This window comes from Aeromonas sp. FDAARGOS 1408, assembly GCF_019048665.1.
In the GTDB taxonomy this organism is placed as follows: Bacteria; Pseudomonadota; Gammaproteobacteria; order Enterobacterales; family Aeromonadaceae; genus Aeromonas; species Aeromonas dhakensis.
The window spans coordinates 2,089,938-2,106,379 of the sequence record NZ_CP077394.1; the positions used below are offsets into that span (position 1 = coordinate 2,089,938).

Annotated in this window: 12 protein-coding genes; 6 read left to right on the forward strand and 6 right to left on the reverse strand. The window is 58.2% G+C overall.

From position 1 onward, the window contains the following. Nucleotides 1-50: 50 nt before the first annotated feature. The 6 genes from recR to I6L38_RS09705 form a co-directional block, all read right to left on the reverse strand. The gene (recR, locus tag I6L38_RS09680; RefSeq protein WP_010633741.1) at nucleotides 51-653 is read right to left on the reverse strand and encodes a recombination mediator RecR; all 603 of its coding nucleotides are present in this window, start codon (nucleotides 651-653) and stop codon (nucleotides 51-53) included. 125 nt (nucleotides 654-778) lie between these two features. Beyond that, entirely contained in the window at nucleotides 779-1,636 is an 858-nt protein-coding gene (gene fdhD / locus I6L38_RS09685; protein WP_216989483.1) for a formate dehydrogenase accessory sulfurtransferase FdhD, read from the reverse strand. Between the two features lie 11 nt (nucleotides 1,637-1,647). After that, a complete protein-coding gene (locus I6L38_RS09690; protein WP_216989484.1) occupies nucleotides 1,648-3,777 on the reverse strand; it encodes a sigma 54-interacting transcriptional regulator in 2,130 nt (709 codons plus the stop codon). Nucleotides 3,778-4,131: 354 nt separating this feature from the next. Continuing rightward, nucleotides 4,132-4,431: a hypothetical protein gene (locus I6L38_RS09695; RefSeq protein WP_010633738.1), complete on the reverse strand. Its 300-nt coding sequence runs from the start codon at nucleotides 4,429-4,431 to the stop codon at nucleotides 4,132-4,134. Nucleotides 4,432-4,611: 180 nt separating this feature from the next. Next, nucleotides 4,612-6,756 (reverse strand): formate dehydrogenase subunit alpha, encoded by a 2,145-nt coding sequence (gene fdhF, locus I6L38_RS09700; protein WP_216989485.1) that lies wholly within the window; start codon nucleotides 6,754-6,756, stop codon nucleotides 4,612-4,614. Nucleotides 6,757-6,802: 46 nt separating this feature from the next. Continuing rightward, nucleotides 6,803-7,402: a 4Fe-4S binding protein gene (locus tag I6L38_RS09705; protein ID WP_005301859.1), complete on the reverse strand. Its 600-nt coding sequence runs from the start codon at nucleotides 7,400-7,402 to the stop codon at nucleotides 6,803-6,805. A 622-nt stretch (nucleotides 7,403-8,024) separates the two neighbouring features. On the opposite strand from I6L38_RS09705, the gene I6L38_RS09710 reads away from it, so the two are divergent. From I6L38_RS09710 to I6L38_RS09735, 6 genes are all read left to right on the forward strand, one after another. Beyond that, complete coding sequence (locus tag I6L38_RS09710) at nucleotides 8,025-8,735, forward strand: hypothetical protein (protein WP_216989486.1); 711 nt, start codon at nucleotides 8,025-8,027, stop codon at nucleotides 8,733-8,735. After that, nucleotides 8,735-9,787, forward strand: a complete 1,053-nt coding sequence (locus I6L38_RS09715) for a DGQHR domain-containing protein (protein WP_216989487.1) — start codon at nucleotides 8,735-8,737, stop codon at nucleotides 9,785-9,787. The genes I6L38_RS09710 and I6L38_RS09715 overlap by 1 nt, the downstream gene beginning before the upstream one ends. 608 nt (nucleotides 9,788-10,395) lie before the next feature. Beyond that, nucleotides 10,396-12,264: a low affinity potassium transporter Kup gene (gene kup / locus I6L38_RS09720; protein WP_216989488.1), complete on the forward strand. Its 1,869-nt coding sequence runs from the start codon at nucleotides 10,396-10,398 to the stop codon at nucleotides 12,262-12,264. Nucleotides 12,265-12,872: 608 nt separating this feature from the next. Then, entirely contained in the window at nucleotides 12,873-13,538 is a 666-nt protein-coding gene (locus I6L38_RS09725) for a 4Fe-4S dicluster domain-containing protein (protein ID WP_216989489.1), read from the forward strand. Beyond that, nucleotides 13,538-15,409 (forward strand): hydrogenase 4 subunit B, encoded by a 1,872-nt coding sequence (gene hyfB, locus I6L38_RS09730; protein WP_216989490.1) that lies wholly within the window; start codon nucleotides 13,538-13,540, stop codon nucleotides 15,407-15,409. The genes I6L38_RS09725 and hyfB overlap by 1 nt, the downstream gene beginning before the upstream one ends. A 1-nt stretch (nucleotide 15,410) precedes the next feature. Then, nucleotides 15,411-16,364: a respiratory chain complex I subunit 1 family protein gene (locus I6L38_RS09735; protein ID WP_216989491.1), complete on the forward strand. Its 954-nt coding sequence runs from the start codon at nucleotides 15,411-15,413 to the stop codon at nucleotides 16,362-16,364. Nucleotides 16,365-16,442 lie beyond the last annotated feature (78 nt).

Consider the following 16,442-nt stretch of genomic DNA (forward strand, 5'->3'; position numbering starts at 1 on the left):
AGGGCCTGTTGAAGAACAGATGCTGACTCAGTTGAGGGGCTGACGCTGACTCAATTGAGAGGCTGACGCCCCATCAGGGAGTGGGAGAGCGTGGTGCCGTCCACCAGCTCCAGCTCGCCGCCCACCGGCACCCCATGGGCAATCCGGCTCACCTTGACGCCGGCGGCGCGGGCCATGTCGGCGATGTACCAGGCGGTGGCGTCCCCTTCGATGGTGGGGTTGGTGGCCAGAATAAGCTCGCTGATCGCCTCGTCTTTCAACCGTCGCTCCAGGATCTCCAGCCCCAGCTCTTCCGGACCAATGCCGTCCAGCGGCGAGAGGTGGCCCATCAGCACGAAGTAGCGGCCGGAGAACTGGCCGGTCTGCTCGATGGCGGCCACGTCCGCCGGACTCTCCACCACACAGAGCAGGCCGTTCTCTTCGCGCTTGGGATTGGCGCAGATCTCGCAGCGCTCGTTCTCGGTGAAAGTGCGACAGTGGCTGCAGTGGCCAATCTCGGTCAGGGCGCGAGAGAGCAGCTGGGCCAGTCGCAGGCCGCCGCTGCGCTCACGCTCGAGCAGGGTAAACGCCATGCGCTGGGCCGACTTGGGGCCGACACCCGGCAGCACCTGCAGGGCTTTCATCATCTCATCCAGCAGCGGGCTGAATTTCATGGGCTTGGTATCCTTTGACGCTGTGTCGGCCACGGCGCCCTGACGGGCAAGGAGCGCGACCGAACCTATCTTGTTGGCGCAGGACTATACCCGAGCCAATCCCGAGCGCCAATGGCCTTGTGCCCTCAGCCCTCTGCCGAAACGGAGGATGATGCCGCGCTTGCCAGCAGGATGCGCTGGCGGCCGCTGTAGATCTCGGCCCGCCCCGGGCGGCAAAAGCCCACCAGTGTCAGCCCCGTCTGCTCGGCCCGCTCGACCGCAAGCTCGGTGGCAGCCGAGATGGCGAGCAGGATCTCAACCCCGGCGCTGGCGCACTTTTGCACCATCTCGAAACTGGCGCGGCTGGTCACCAGAATGGCACCGTCACGGCGGCCAGCGCGGCACAAGTGCCCCACCAGCTTGTCCAGTGCAATATGGCGCCCCACATCCTCGCGAATGGCGAGGATGTTGCCCTCGCCGTCCACGTGCACGGCGGCATGGGTCGCCCCCGTGCTCTGCCCCAGCAGCTGGAGCGGGCGCAGCGCGCTCAGCACCTTGTCGATATGACCCACCGCAAAGCGCTGGCTGTCGGGCAGCCTTGGCTGGGTGCGCACCACCTGCTCCAGGCTCTCGCTGCCGCAGATGCCGCACCCGGTGCGCCCGGCCAGGGTGCGCCGCTTCTCTTTCAGGCGATGGACGCAGCGATTGGCCAGGGTGATGTGCAGCTCGATGCCGCGACAGGCGCTCTGCTGCTCGATGTCGTGGATATCGAGCAGGCTGTCGATGATCCCCTCGGAGAGCGAGAAGCCGATGGCGAAATCCTCCAGATCGGCGGCCGAGCACATCATCACGCTGTGGGCGATGCCGTTGTAGACCAGCGCCACCGGGGTTTCGCAAGGCAACTGCATGGCGCTGTCGGTAGTGACGCCGCGCTGATGGTAATGGACCACCTCGCGATGGGCGCTGAGCGCCTGCGGGGTATCGGGGTCGAGTTCAAGCAACATCTGGGGGCCCCTTAGTTGAGGGTGCGGGGATCTTTGGCCGAGATCCCGAGCCGTTTCATTTTCGACAGCAAGGTGGTGCGCTTCATGCCGAGACGCTGGGCCGCGCCCCGCTCGCCGGCAACGATACCGTTACACGCCTTCAGCGCCCGGATGATGCTGGCCCGCTCATCTTCCCCTTGAGCCTCGTCACCTTGCGGCAAGGCGGGCAGCGGCTCGCGAAACAGCTCACGGGCCGGCTCGTCATAGACCAGGGTCTCTATCTTGTGAAAGCCCTTGAGGGGCAGCAGCTCGTCCGGCGAGAGGTTGAGCACGTGGCCGCGGGTCATCACCACCGCCCGCTCGATGATGTTCTCCAGCTCACGGATGTTGCCGTACCAGGGGAGCGACACCAGCATCTTCATGGCATCGGCCGGGATGGAGGTGATGGTGCGGCGCATCCGCTTGGCGATCTTCTTGATGAAGAAGTTGACCAAGAGCGGAATATCCTCGCGCCGCTCGCGCAGGGGCGGCAGCTCGATGGGAAAGACGTTGAGCCGGTAATAGAGGTCGCTGCGAAAGCGCTTGTTCTTGACCATGGAGAGCAGATCGCAGTTGGTGGCCGCCACCAGCCGCACATCGATGGCGATGGGGTTGCTGTTGCCCACCCGCTCCAGCTCGTGTTCCTGCAAGACCCGCAACAGTTTGGGTTGCAGATCGAGCGGCATGTCCCCCACCTCGTCGAGGAACAGGGTGCCCTTGTGGGCCCGCTCAAAGCGGCCGATGCGCTGGGTCAGCGCCCCGGTGAAGGCCCCCTTCTCATGGCCAAACAGATCGCTCTCGATAAGGCCGGTGGGAATGGCGGCGCAGTTCACCTTGACCATCTCGTGATCGTGGCGGGTACTCAGGGCGTGAATGGCCTGGGCGATCAGCTCCTTGCCGGTGCCGGTCTCCCCCAGAATGAGCACGGTGCAGTCGCTCTGGGCCACCAGTTTCACCTTCTCCAGCACCTTCTCCATCACGGCGCTCTGGTAGATGATGTTGGCAAAGTCCCCCTGCGGAGCGGGTCCGTCGACCCGAAGGGTCTTCTCCCTGGCGCCGGTGGTGTTGGAGATCTCCTGCTGCGCCTGCACGTTGTTCATGGCAATCGCCGTGCGCGCCGCCACTTGTTCGAGCAGCGAGATGTCGAGGTCGGCGAAGAAATCCGCCTGTGGGTGGGAGAGGATCAACACCCCCAGCAGGTTGCCCCGATAGCGCAGCGGCAGGATGCAGGAGCTGTCGGCGTCGGGGGGCAGGATCTGGGAGGTGAAACGGCAGCTCGACTGGCAGCCGTGGCCCTGCTCGCGATAAATGAAGAAGGGCTCGCTGTGGCCGAGTGCCCCCTGCAGGCAGTTCTTCTCAAAACACGAGTGGTTGATGATGCCGGGCTGTTCGCGCTGCTGCTGATTGACCAGGTAGCTCTTGAAGCTGTCGGAGGTGGCGTTGTACTCGGCCAGGCACAGGCTGCTGATGCCAAAGTGGTGGTGAAGTATGGTGAACAGGCTCTTTGGCAGCTCGGCGATGCGCACCAGTTTGATCACCGCGTTGGTAACGTCCACCAGGATCTTGCAGCTGTCGCGCTCAAGGCGCAGGGAGTTGGCCTGCTCCAGGGTGCGCTCCTTGTCCAGCACGTTCTCCAGCGCAATGGCGACGATGGCCGCCAGCTGGGTCAGCTTGGCCAGGGTCTCCATCGGGAAGGCATTGGCCTCACGGCTGATGAACTCCACCCCGCCCAGGTGGCTGCGGGCGGTGGTGATGGGCAGCTGGCAATAGGAGTGCAAACCGTCGTAGACAGGCGTGCTCGCCAGCTGTTCGCAGCGGTGGCGAAAGCGGCTCGCCGGCAGCACGATGGCCTGCTCGCGGGAAAAATGGAGATCGGCCTTGCGGCAGATGAGGTGAGCCGGCCCCTGCTCCCCCAGGTAGTAGAAGACCGCTTCCTCCCCCGTCCCCAGGTTGAGGATGAGGTTGACCCGATCCACCTGGCGAAAGCAGGGCTGGATCCGGTTCAGCTTGTGGATGAAGTCGTCCAGGGTGACGGCAGAGAGCAGGTTCTTGGAGAGGGAGAGAAAGCCGTCATCCCAGATGGGTGAGATGTCGGTCAACGGAATGGCACTCACATTCAGCATTCAGGCCTCGCATTACATCTAGATGGGTACCCTTGCCGGCCAATTGCAGCACGGCAACAACGGTAAACAATGCATCAGCCATCGCAGTCAGATGTTATAATTAATTTTTAAAAACTTAACGCTTAATTATAAAAACTAACATGCACTGAAATAGCATCGCGCAGATTATCGCAGGATGGCTGGCATAATAAGTTAGCCCCATCCCCATTACAACCAAGCCGGCCCTGGCACATATTACAGCTCCGTCAGCGGATATTTCCCGCCGCGCCCAAATATGGCGTCACTATCGCCGTCATTCGCCGCATATCGCCGCCAACTGGCCCATCCTCTGCCCCTGTTGCCGCTGTCGCAGGCTCATGAGGAGAGCAGCCGGTAGTTGTGCAGCTTCAGCCCGCCGAAGATGAAGGCGGCCGAAAAGAGCTGAAGCCCCAGCAATAACCCACTGATATTGTCAGCTATTTCCACCGACACCACCCGATGGGTGAGATAGACCCCGAGCCCCAGCACGCCCGCCAGCAGGCAGTTGACCAGGGTGGTGGAGAGAAAGGCGATGAGCCAGGCCGCCTGCACGCTCAATGCCGCCAGCACGGCGCTCATGGCGATGCGCGCGGCGATAAAACAGCCGAAGAAGGCAAACCCCAGCAGAAATATCAATTCGTCGTGCCATAGAAAACACCCAATCCCGAACAACATCACCAGCAAATAAGCGGAGACATAAAAGATCCCGAACGAAAGATTTAATTCATTTTTCATGATGGACACCTGCCAGCTGAAAAAAGGATGAGCGGATCCGGGCCCTGTATACAGAGCCTGGATCCACTTTATTAACGACGATTACCCTTTGGCGGCGCTGCGCAATTTCGCCTTGAGCGCGCTGTATTCAGTCTGGACGTACACTTCCGCCCCTGGCTGATCCTCGATACGCTCAATTTTCACTGCGCAGTACTTGTACTCCGGCGTGTAGGAGACGGGGTCCACGTGCTCGATGGTGAGCTCGTTGCAGGCCCCGATCCACCACTGGTAGGTCATGTAGACCACCCCGGCGTTGACCCGCTCGTTGTAGTTGGCCCGGGTGATCACCTTGCCACGGCGCGACGAGATCCAGACCAGCGACTGATCCTTCACCCCGAGCTTCTTGGCATCGCTCGGGTGGATCTGCACATAGCCAGGTTCATCGGCCAGGGTCTGCAACGCCGAGCAGTTGCCGGTCATGGAGCGGCAGGAGTAGTGGCCGACTTCACGCACGGTGGAGAGCACCAGCGGGTACTCGGCACAGGGCTGCTCCAGCGGCGGCCGCCACTCGGAGGCAATCAGCTGGCCCTTGCCGCTCGGGGTGGTGAACACGTTCCCCTCGAACAGGGTGCTGGTGCCCGGGTGATCCTCGGTGGGGCAAGGCCACTGCACGCTTTTCAGATCGGCCATCTTGTCATAGCTGACCCCGGCGTAGAGCGGGCAGAGTCCGCGCAGCTCGTCCCAGATCTGCTCGGTGTCGCGATACTCCATGGGATACCCCATGGCGGTCGCCATCAGCGAGAAGATGGCCCAGTCCGGCTTCACGTTGTCCGGCGGCGTCACCGCCTTGTAGAAGCGCTGGAAGCCGCGATCCGCCGAGCTGTAGACCCCCTCGTGCTCGCCCCAACTGGTGGCGGGCAGAATGACGTCGGCCATCTCGGCGGTCTGGGTCATGAAGATATCCTGCACGATCACCAGCTCCATCCCCGCCAGGGTACGGCGGAACTGACCGAGATCGGCCTCGGTCTGGGCCGGATCTTCCCCGAAGATGTAGAAGGCCTTGCACTTGCCCTCCTCCACCTTGTGACCAAGCTCGGTCAGGCGATAGCCGGGTTTCTGGGAAAGTGACTCCACGCCCCATGCCTTGGCAAACTTGGCGCTGATGGCAGGGTCGCTCACCGACTGATAACCCGGGAACTGGTGGGGCAGCATCCCCATGTCGCAGGTGCCCTGCACGTTGTTCTGGCCGCGTACCGGCCCGCAGCCGGTGCCACGGCGACCGAAGTTGCCGGTCAGCAGCGCAATCCCCGCCAGCCCCTTGACCACATCCACCGCCTGACCGTACTGGGTCACCCCCATGCCCCACAGGATCATGGAAGCAGGCGATGCGGCATAGGTGCGAATGGCGGCGCGGATATCGGCGGCTTTGAGGCCGGTGATCCCCTCCACGTATTCCGGGGTGTACTTGGCCACCGTGGCCTTGAAGGTGTCGAACCCTTCGGTGTAGTTGGCGACAAATTCCTTGTTGTAGAGCCCTTCATTGATCAAGACGTTGGCGAAGGCGTTGACCAGCGCCATATTGGAACCGTTTTTGAGCGGCAGCCACTGATCGGCGATGCGGGCGGTCTCCACCATGCGGGGATCACACACAATCACCTTGGCCCCGTTGGCCTTCGCCTTGAGGATATGGCGGGCGACGATGGGGTGAGAGTCAGCAGCATTGTAACCAAACACCAGCAGGCACTTGGTCTCTTGAATTTCGGGAATGGCGTTGCTCATGGCGCCGTTGCCTACCGTTGTCTCCAGACCGGAGACTGAGGGTGCGTGTCACACCCTCGCGCAGTGATCGACGTTGTTCGTCCCAAGCACTGCGCGGGCAAACTTCTGCATCACATAGTTGGCTTCATTGCCGGGGCCACGGGCAGAGCCGGTGGTCATGATGGCGTCCGGGCCATATTTCGCCTTGATGGCAGAGAGGCGACTGCTGGCGAACTCGATGGCTTCGTCCCAGGAGACGGCTTCGAGCTTGCCACCGCGCTCGCGGCGGATCATCGGGCTCTTGAGGCGGGGGGTCAGCAGGTTGGTGTCGTTCAAGAAATCCCAACCGTAATAGCCCTTGAGGCAGAGCTGCCCCTCGTTGGTCCGGCCGTTGGCGCCTTCGGCCCCCACCACCTTGTCGTTTTCAACCAGCAGGTTGATCTTGCAACCGGTGCCGCAATAGGGGCACACGGTAATGACTTTTTTCATGACTCACACTCTTGTTTGTTAACGAAAAACGGCTCGGCAAGCCCGCTCACACCCGCGCCGGCATCGCCAGCAGGGCCTCGGCACTGGCCAGCTGCTTCTGCCGGTTCAGGGTGTCAAGGTGCGCCGGCGTGACCAGCCGCAGCGCCTGGGTCGGACACACCTCGACACAGGCCGGGCCCGCCTCGCGGTGCTGGCAGAGATCGCACTTGAGCGCCTGCGCCTTGGTCTGCGGCCGCTTGAAGAGCGAATCGGCCGTGGGGGCCACCTCTTTCACCACCACCGCCATGGCGCCGTAAGGGCAGGCCACCACGCAAGACTTGCAGCCGATGCAGCGCGCCTGCAGCACCTTGACGCAGCCATCCTCGGTGACGATGGCGTTGTTGGGGCAGGCCATGGCGCACGGCTTGTCTTCACACTGGCGGCAGAGCACCGGTGTAGTCACCTTGCTGCCCACGATAACCTTCAGGCGCGGCTGAAAATGGCTGTCCTTGGAGACCAGATGTCCATCCTCGATGGCAAGATGCAGGCCGCCCTCCCGCTCAAGGGTCCCGCTGCAGGACCCTGACTGGTGTGAAACGGCGCAGGCCACCTCACAGGTACGACACCCAATACAGAGACTGGGATCTGCAATCACGAAGCTGTTCATAGAGAGGGATCCTAAATGGTTCGTTACACCCGACCGGTCACACCAAACAAGCGACGACCCGGCCGACCCTCCCACTAGGCATGAATCAGACCAAATCGGCCCACGCTCGTGATAAAAGTCACAAGGCACTGAAAATTAAGGATTAACAAGATTTATCTGTCGGTGAGTTTGAATCGGTGACGATGACGACGGCAGTTCGCTAGCGCCCTCGACACGACAAAAGTGACGAGATCGACACCCGTTGACCACTCCCCTGCCCCATTGGACAGGGCGACATCTCGGCGACATGACGACAACTCAATGATGGAGTGGCGGCAACAGGGCTTAAAACAGCTCCGACAGGCCATGGAGAAGGCGACTCGGCAGCAAAATCGTTTAGTTTTTCCATTTGAAATCAAAGAAAGACAGAACAATAAAGCCCCCTCTATTGACCCATTTATTGAACTGGATCCGGTTTCTAACACCTCCCACTTCTGTTTTTTATCCAAGCGGATATAATGTTCCAGATGGCAACCAATTCTGTTGTGAGTCGATTCCATGGGACGGCAGGCAGCACGGGTTAATAGCAGCAAATTGGACTCTAAGGTCAGCAGTCTGTCTTACAGGTATATAGGAATACGATGTGAGTACACCTCCTCCACAAGATAATCCCTCTTTAAAAGATGAAATTAAAAGATGGGGAATTAAATGCCGCAAACCAATGGCTAGGTTTGCTACATACTGTTTATGCAGATTTACATCTATAATTAAACCACTAAGGTATGTTATCGATCCCTTTAAAATAATTAAAGAGAACAAGCTGGAATTCTTTATATGGTTTGTTTTTACTATTTTTGCCGGTCAATTAGGGATTTTGGCAAACATAATAATTCGATATTTTTCGTATTCTTTACCGATATCTCAATCCATTTATTTGGATTCAATTTCTGGTAGTTTCTATACCTACGCAATAGCTATAGCCGCCTCTGCATTAGGTCCTCTATTCGCCAACTTCATAAAAAACAAAAAACCAGAATTTACATCAATTAAGATTGTATCAATTATATTTGTGATGTTTTTTCTTGTACTCTCTGGTATCATTTACGCAGCAGTGCAAATGAAATCATTATCATCAACACTAATTAACTTTAAACTAACAATTGACTGGCCACAGCTCATAGTTTATATTTTATCAATTTTTATAGGCCTGTATACTTATTGCCTTTTAAATATAAAATCCCCTAAGTACAAACATTTAGACGACACTTTTAATGTCCAAGACGATGCTGCAGTTGACGAAGTTGTTTTAGATAGTAACAAATTGACAGATGATGGAGCAGGGGTGAAATTATAATGAAAGTAAAGTATCTTTCAGTAAAACAGCCGATTGGTAACTTCTACCTCACATCTATAGATGCATCCATACTTGCGAAATTTGCAGATGCCACAGAGCGTGGAGAAAGTCCCGATGCTGTTCAACGCGAACAATCAGCCACAAGAATAAAAGAAATTTCTGAATATTGTTCAGACACTGATGCAACTTTTCCGACCCCTATTATTATTGCTGTCAATCTGTCTGCCGATGTTAACATTGATGAAGATTACATTTATTTCGATGAAAATAGTAATATTGGAGATGTGATTGATGGGCAACATCGATTAAAAGGGTTAATGAAATCTAAATATATTAATGACTTCCAGCTTCCTGTAGTATTCATGTTTGATCTAGAGCCTTATCAAAAAGCATATGTTTTCTCTATCATCAATAGTAAACAAACTAGAGTGAATATGTCTTTAATTTACGATCTATTTGCTTTAAGTAAAACAAGAAGTCCGTACAAAACTTGTCACGAAATAGCTCGAGCCTTAAACAAAGATCCTGAATCTCCTTTTTACCGTAGGTTAAAAATGCTTGGAAAGAAAGAGAAAGGACAAGATGCAGCTACCTTATCTCAAGGTACCTTCATTAAATATTTCCTTGAGTTAATTTCAAAAAATCCTGACAAGGACAGTCGTGATATCAAACGAGAGATTAGTTTAAATGATGATCCCAGTTTACCCCTGAGAAGATATTTTATCTCAGAGGCAGATGCTGTGATACATAAAATTATATTAAACCTATTCTCAGGCTTAAGAGACGTCTTTAGAAAAGAGTGGGAAGATCCCAACGGATATATTTTATCCAAATCAATTGGGTTTGGTGCAATTATAAAAATATTCCCACAATTATATATGGTTGGAGCCCAACAAAATGATTTAAGCCGAGAATTTTTTGCTGATGCATTCAAAAAAATAAAAAACAATTTAGACCAAAATGGAACAGAAATAACTTCTGAAAATTACGGTTCTAATGAACAAGCTCGGGCACAGCTTGCTGCAGATCTCTTAAATGCGTACGAAGCATGAATAATTATAGATATAGTCAATGAAATCATTAGCGTAGTATGAAATCTATACATTTATTTAAAATTATTGGTTAGTTATTTAATTCACTACAATTCCCCCATATTTATTTCTGCACTATAGTGGCATGGTGACCGTCCTTGAGACGGTCACCTCCCCTCTTTGTTATTTCTCCACCAGAATATATATTAAGGACTCTCTCGGGACCCAACCAAAACCCCTTTGTAACATAGCATAGTAATTTATTTGTCAGCATTTTATCGTTTATTTCTTAGCCAGCTTGATGCAAAACGCTGGAAAAAATGGATAGCCAGTTAAAACAATCACTTGCCAAGGTCTGGACGGGGTATTTCAATCAGTGGCCAATTAATAATTTCGTTAGCCACCCCTTTTTGATTATTTATACCTGAGTATGAACCCGCAGAGTGTGTGTCATTATACCCTTAACGGCAGATGAACAGACTGTGTCCCATGATGAGCCTCTTTATATCCAGTTAGCTCCCTTTCCCATCGCAATCCATTAATGCGTTCCTGCGGCACCTGCCGCACGCCCGATAGACGGGGGCGGCCCGTGCTGGCCAATCGTCACCATCAAACTGACAGACAACTTCATGAACGGTAATCACAAACAAGCCCTGTCCGGCGTTACGCTGGCGGCGATCGGCGTGGTCTATGGCGACATCGGCACCAGCCCGCTCTATACCCTGCGCGAGTGCCTCTCCGGCCAGTTCGGTTTCGGGGTAGAGCCCGCCTCCATCCTGGGCTTTCTTTCACTGATCTTCTGGCTGCTGATCCTGGTGGTCTCGGTCAAGTACCTCTCCTTCGTGATGCGGGCCGACAACGCCGGCGAAGGGGGCATCCTCACCCTGATGTCACTGGCCACCCGCAACACCCCGGCCAAGTGGACCCCCTTGCTGATCATCCTGGGGCTGATTGGCGGCAGCTTCTTCTATGGCGAGGTGGTGATCACCCCGGCCATGTCGGTGATGTCAGCCATCGAGGGCTTGAACATCGCCGCCCCCTCTCTCGACCCTTACATAGTGCCGCTCTCGGTGCTGGTGCTGACCCTGCTGTTCGCCATCCAGAAACACGGCACCGCCACCGTGGGCAAGCTGTTCGCCCCCATCATGCTCACCTGGTTCATCACCCTGGCGGTGCTGGGTCTGAACAGCATCTTCCAGCACTCTGAGGTGCTGGGGGCGCTCAACCCCGTCTGGGCGCTGCGCTTTTTTGCCAAGTACCAGACCGCCTCCTTCTTTGCTCTCGGCGCCGTGGTGCTGGCCATCACCGGGGTGGAGGCGCTCTACGCCGACATGGGCCATTTTGGCAAGAGCCCGATCCGGCGCGCCTGGTTTATGGTGGTGTTACCCTCCTTGGTGCTCAACTACTTCGGCCAGGGGGCGCTGCTGCTGGCCCATCCCGAGGCCATCACCAACCCCTTCTTCCTGCTCGCCCCGAAATGGGCGCTGCTGCCATTGCTGCTCTTGGCGACCCTGGCCACGGTGATCGCCTCCCAGGCCGTGATCTCCGGGGTCTTCTCGCTCACCCGGCAGGCGGTGCGGCTCGGTTATCTCTCACCCATCCGCATCGTGCACACCTCCGAACAGGAGTCCGGCCAGATCTATATTCCGGTCATCAACTGGATGCTCTATATCTCGGTGGTGATCGTCATCATGAGCTTCGAGCACTCCAGCAATCTGGCGGCGGCCTACGGCATCGCCGTCACCGGCACCATGGTGCTCACCTCCATCCTCTCCTGCTCGGTGGCCCGCCACAGCTGGCACTGGAACAAGTACCTGGTGGCCGCCCTGTTTGTCGCGCTGCTGGCCATCGACGTGCCGCTGTTTGCCGCCAACCTCGCCAAGATCTTCTCCGGCGGCTGGCTGCCGCTCACCCTGGGCGCGGTGATGTTCACCGTGATGACCAGCTGGAAAAGCGAGCGCTTTCAGCTTATTCGCCGCCTGAACGAGCACGGCAACTCGCTGGAGCCGATGATCGCCTCTCTGGAAAAATCCCCGCCGACCCGGGTGGCCGGCACGGCGGTCTATATGTCGCGGGTGGTCAACGTGATCCCCCACGCGCTCTTGCACAACCTCAAGCACAACAAGGTGCTGCACGAGCGGATCATCCTGCTCACCCTGCGGGTGGAAGAGGTGCCCTACGTCCACAACGTGCGCCGGGTCTGCATCGAGCAGCTCTCCCCCACCTTCTGGCGGGTGGTGGCAAGCTACGGCTGGCGCGAGACCCCGAACGTGGAGGAGATCTTCCACCGCTGCAACGCCGAGGGGCTGAGCTGCCGGATGATGGAGACCTCCTTCTTCATGGCCCACGAGTCGCTGATCATGAAGGAGCGCCCCTGGTATCTCTACCTGCGCGGCAAGCTCTTTATGCTGCTGCAGCGCAACGCCCTGCGCGCGCCGGATCAGTTCGAGATCCCGCCCAACCGGGTCATCGAGCTGGGATCCCAGGTGGATATCTGATGTCGAGTTGATGGCCTCTTGATGGCATCGAACATCAACAAGTAGAGAGGGAGGCATTGGCCTCCCTCTTCTTTTCCGTTAACCCCAATTACCGCCCCTCATCCCCGGCCCTTCTCCCGCAAGGGGAGAAGGGGGCACACCACGTCGACCCCCACAGACATCACACCGTAGGGTGCAACAAGCGCAGCGCCGTGCACCGCGACCATATTGCTGACTTTCCCCCTCATCCCCAACCTTTCTCCTGCGAGGGGAGAAGGGAGCACACCACCGCGAACGTATTTGCAGAGCGGTGCAATTCACTTGGTTCTTTGCACCCTGCTCCCCCCGATGCCGTGGCGCAGACCCATAGCCTTTTCGCCCCTTGTCACGACCCCGCATTCAGCCATGCCGACACCGTTTTGCGGGGGTGACGAACCCTCTCCTACCTTCGTCACAAGTGACGAACGTCACGCTTCGACAGTGGGACAAGGCCTCGACACCCGTCGATGCTATTTTAAACTTCATTTAAAAACAAACACTTACACTCATACAGCCAAGCAAAACCAAGCTGGCCCGTATCTTGCCAACCTGCCCCTACTCTCTCCGTTCGCGACACGACAAGGTAGGCTATGAACCGCTTCGTTATCGCTGACCCCAAGCTTTGTATCGGCTGTGGCACCTGTATGGCGGCCTGCAGCGAGGTACACAAGGCGCAAGGTTTGCAACAAGCCCCCCGTTTAACCGTTATGCGACACGAGCAGGCGACCATGCCGGTTCAGTGCCGTCACTGTGACGATGCCCCCTGCAGCAAGGTGTGCCCGGTCGAGGCAATTCGCCAAACCGGCGATTGCGTGCAACTCAACGAGTCGCTATGCATCGGCTGCAATCTCTGCGCCGTGGCCTGCCCCTTTGGCGCCATCCAGAGCGGCGGCAGCCGTCCGGTGGCCGTGGCCACCAGTTACGACACCTATATCCCCTGCTCCATCCGCTCCAGCAACCCCTCCACCTCTGCCGGCCTGCGCTGCTTTGGCGAGGATCTGCTGAGCTGGGAGCCGGGCGTGCGCAGCATCGCGGTCAAGTGCGACCTGTGCGAGTTTCGCGCCGATGGCCCGGCCTGTGTCGGAGCCTGCCCCTCCCAGGCACTGAAGCTGGTCAATGACAGCGACACCGAACGCGCCGCCCGTATCCGTCGCCAGCAAGCGGCCGACACCAATCCGCAAGGGGCCTCTGCCTTCTCGGCGCCTGCCACGGCGCTCCCTGCCTCCGATTTATCCACCACAGAGGGGGTTCGCTGATGTTGTCCCCCCTTGTAATGGCTACGCTCCTGCTCTTTTTGCTGGGCGCTGCCGCCGGTTTGCTCCTGCAAAAGCTGCCCGCACTGGCCAACCGTCTCAACAGTGGCTTTGCCCTGTTGGGCTCACTCGCGGGTCTGGTCGCCGCCATCCAGATCTTTGCCCAAGGCACCCCCGTCGACGGCCAGCTTTGGCTGCTGGGCTCAGTGCACCTCGACATGCTGGCCGCACTGATGCTGCTGGTGATTAGCACCGTCGGCGTCGCCGTCGCCCTCTACTCCTTTGCCTATATCCGCGAATATCAGGGCAAGGGCGATGTGGCCATCGGCGCGCTGATGAACCTCTTCCTCTTTGCCATGGTGGGCATGGTGCTGGCCGACAACGCGCTCGGTTTCTTGCTCTGCTACGAGCTGGTAACCCTCACCACCTACTGGCTGGTCAAGACCAACCCGGATGCCGCCAAACAGAGCCGTCTCTACTTGGTGATGAACCATATCGGCATGGCGCTGGTGCTGATCGCCTTCTGGCTGCTCTGCCGCGAAAGCGGCTCGCTGGAGTTCGCTGCGCTGCGCGAGCACCATCTGGCGGGCGCCTTGGCCTCTCTGGTGTTCCTGCTCAGCTTCTGCGGTTTTGGCCTGCGTGCCGGTTTCGTGCCGCTGCACGGCTGGCTGCCGGTGGCCGAGCCCGTCGCCCCTTCCCATATCTCGGCGCTGATGTCCGGCGTGATGGTGAAGCTGGGTCTCTTTGGCATCTTGCGGGTCAGCATCGATTTTCTCGGCGCCAGCCAGCTCTGGTGGGGCTATGTAGTGCTGATCTTCGGTGCCTGTTCGGCAGTGCTCGGGGTGCTGTTTGCGCTGGCCGAGCACGATCTCAAGCGGCTGCTCGCCTACCACACGGTGGAGAACATCGGCATCATCCTGATGGGGATGGGGATCGGCATGATCGGCATCGCCAACCAGCAGCCGGCACTGGTGGTGCTGGGGCTGCTCGGCGCCCTCTATCACCTGCTCAACCACGCCATCTTCAAGAGCCTGCTCTTTATGGGCACCGGCTCGGTGATGTTCCGCCTGCACACCCGGGATATGGACAAGATGGGTGGTCTTGCCAAGCTGATGCCCTGGACTGCGCTGGCGTTCCTCATCGGTGCCATGGCCATCTCGGCGCTGCCGCCGCTCAACGGCTTTGTCAGCGAGTGGTTTATCTATCAGTCGCTCCTTTCCATGACCAAGCTCGGCACCTCCGTCGTCGCTCCGCTCGCGGTAGTGATGCTGGCTGTGACCGGTGCCATGGCGGTGATGTGTTTCGTCAAGGTGTACGGTATCTGCTTCTGCGGCGCACCGCGTAGCGAGAAAGCGAGCCACGCCCGCGAAGTGCCGGGCGCCATGGTGGCAGGCACCCTGCTGCTGGCTGCGGTCTGTCTGGTGCTGGGTCTGGGCGCCCCCTGGATTGCCCCCCATATCGCCAGCTATGGTCAGGCACTCGTTGCCAGCCAGATGAGTGTCGCCACCGGCGCCACCCTGCTGCCACTCGATAGCAGCCAGGCGATCCTCTCCCCGCCCGTTATCGCCATCACCCTGCTGGGGCTGTTCCTGATCCCGCTGCTGGTACTGGCCATCTTCAAGGGGCCCAAACTCGGTCGTCGTCACGCTGGCACCCCGTGGGCTTGTGGTTACGCCTACGAGGAGCGCATGAGCCTCACCTCCGGCGGTGTCACCCACACCTTGCGCCAACTCTGCGCGCCGCTCTATCGCAAGCAGCCGCAGCTCGATCTGGCCAGCGCCCTGCACGGGGTGAGCGATACCAGCGGGACAACCGGCTGGCTGCTGCACGCCATTGTGCTGGCGCTCTTTATCCTGATGGCAGTAGGAGTCTGATATGCCTGTTCTTGAAATGCCGAGCTGGGGCATGGTTGCCCTCGCCCTGACCCAGGCCATCGCCATGCTGGCGCTGGCGCCGCTCGCCACCGGTTTCAACCGGGTGCTGCGGGCCAAGATGCACTCCCGTCAGGGGCCGGGCCTGCTGCAGGATTACCGGGATATCGCCAAGCTCCTGCGCCGTCAGGAGGTGACCCCGGAGCCTGCCGGCATCATCTTCAACCTGATGCCTGCGCTGCTCATCGCCGCCCTCTTGCTGGTAGGGATGGCGCTGCCGACCCTGACTCATGAGTCCCCCTTCCCCATCGCCGGGGATCTCATCACCGACATCTATCTGTTCGCCATCTTCCGCTTCTTCTTTTCGCTGGCGGGGCTCGACAGCGGCAGCATGTTTGCAGGGATCGGTGCCCGCCGCGAACTGACCCTCGGCATTCTGGTGGAGCCCATTCTGGTGCTCGCCTGCTTCATCATGGCGATGATGGTGGGCAGCTCGGATCTGGGCAACATCAGCAGCTATGTGGCGACCAAGCCACTGGCCGCGCCCATCGCCACCCTGCTGGCCGGTGCCGCCTGCGCCTTCGCGGTGTTTGTCGAGATGGGCAAGCTGCCCTTTGACTGCGCCGAAGCCGAGCAGGAGCTGCAAGAGGGGCCGCTCACCGAGTATTCCGGTGCGGGCCTGGCCCTGCTCAAGCTCTCCATCGGCCTCAAGCAACTGGTGGTGGTGCAGCTCTTTCTGGTCATTTTCCTCCCCTTCGGCAAGGCGGCCAACTGGAGTCTGCCTGCGCTCATCGGCGCGGCGCTGATCCTCGCCTGCAAGCTGCTGGTGGCCTTTTTGCTGGCCGGCATCATCGAAAACGCCATGGCCCGTACCCAGTTCGTGCGCACCCACAAGCTCACCCGCTACGGCTTGGGGCTGGCTCTGCTGGCGCTGCTCGCCTATCTGGTCGGGGTCTGAACCATGCCCGCCAGCACAGCAACTTTTTCCGATTTCATCATTTGTGAATGCTCATTCCCGAACATTAAAGTGAGAACT

Coding starts and splice junctions, on each gene's coding strand:
- I6L38_RS09735 (WP_216989491.1), top strand. CDS start 15,411: ATGCCTGTTCTTGAAATGCCGAGCTGGGGCATGGTTGCCCTCGCCCTG.
- I6L38_RS09690 (WP_216989484.1), bottom strand. CDS start 3,777: ATGCTGAATGTGAGTGCCATTCCGTTGACCGACATCTCACCCATCTGG.
- kup (WP_216989488.1), top strand. CDS start 10,396: ATGAACGGTAATCACAAACAAGCCCTGTCCGGCGTTACGCTGGCGGCG.
- I6L38_RS09705 (WP_005301859.1), bottom strand. CDS start 7,402: ATGAACAGCTTCGTGATTGCAGATCCCAGTCTCTGTATTGGGTGTCGT.
- I6L38_RS09725 (WP_216989489.1), top strand. CDS start 12,873: ATGAACCGCTTCGTTATCGCTGACCCCAAGCTTTGTATCGGCTGTGGC.
- recR (WP_010633741.1), bottom strand. CDS start 653: ATGAAATTCAGCCCGCTGCTGGATGAGATGATGAAAGCCCTGCAGGTG.
- I6L38_RS09715 (WP_216989487.1), top strand. CDS start 8,735: ATGAAAGTAAAGTATCTTTCAGTAAAACAGCCGATTGGTAACTTCTAC.
- hyfB (WP_216989490.1), top strand. CDS start 13,538: ATGTTGTCCCCCCTTGTAATGGCTACGCTCCTGCTCTTTTTGCTGGGC.
- fdhD (WP_216989483.1), bottom strand. CDS start 1,636: ATGTTGCTTGAACTCGACCCCGATACCCCGCAGGCGCTCAGCGCCCAT.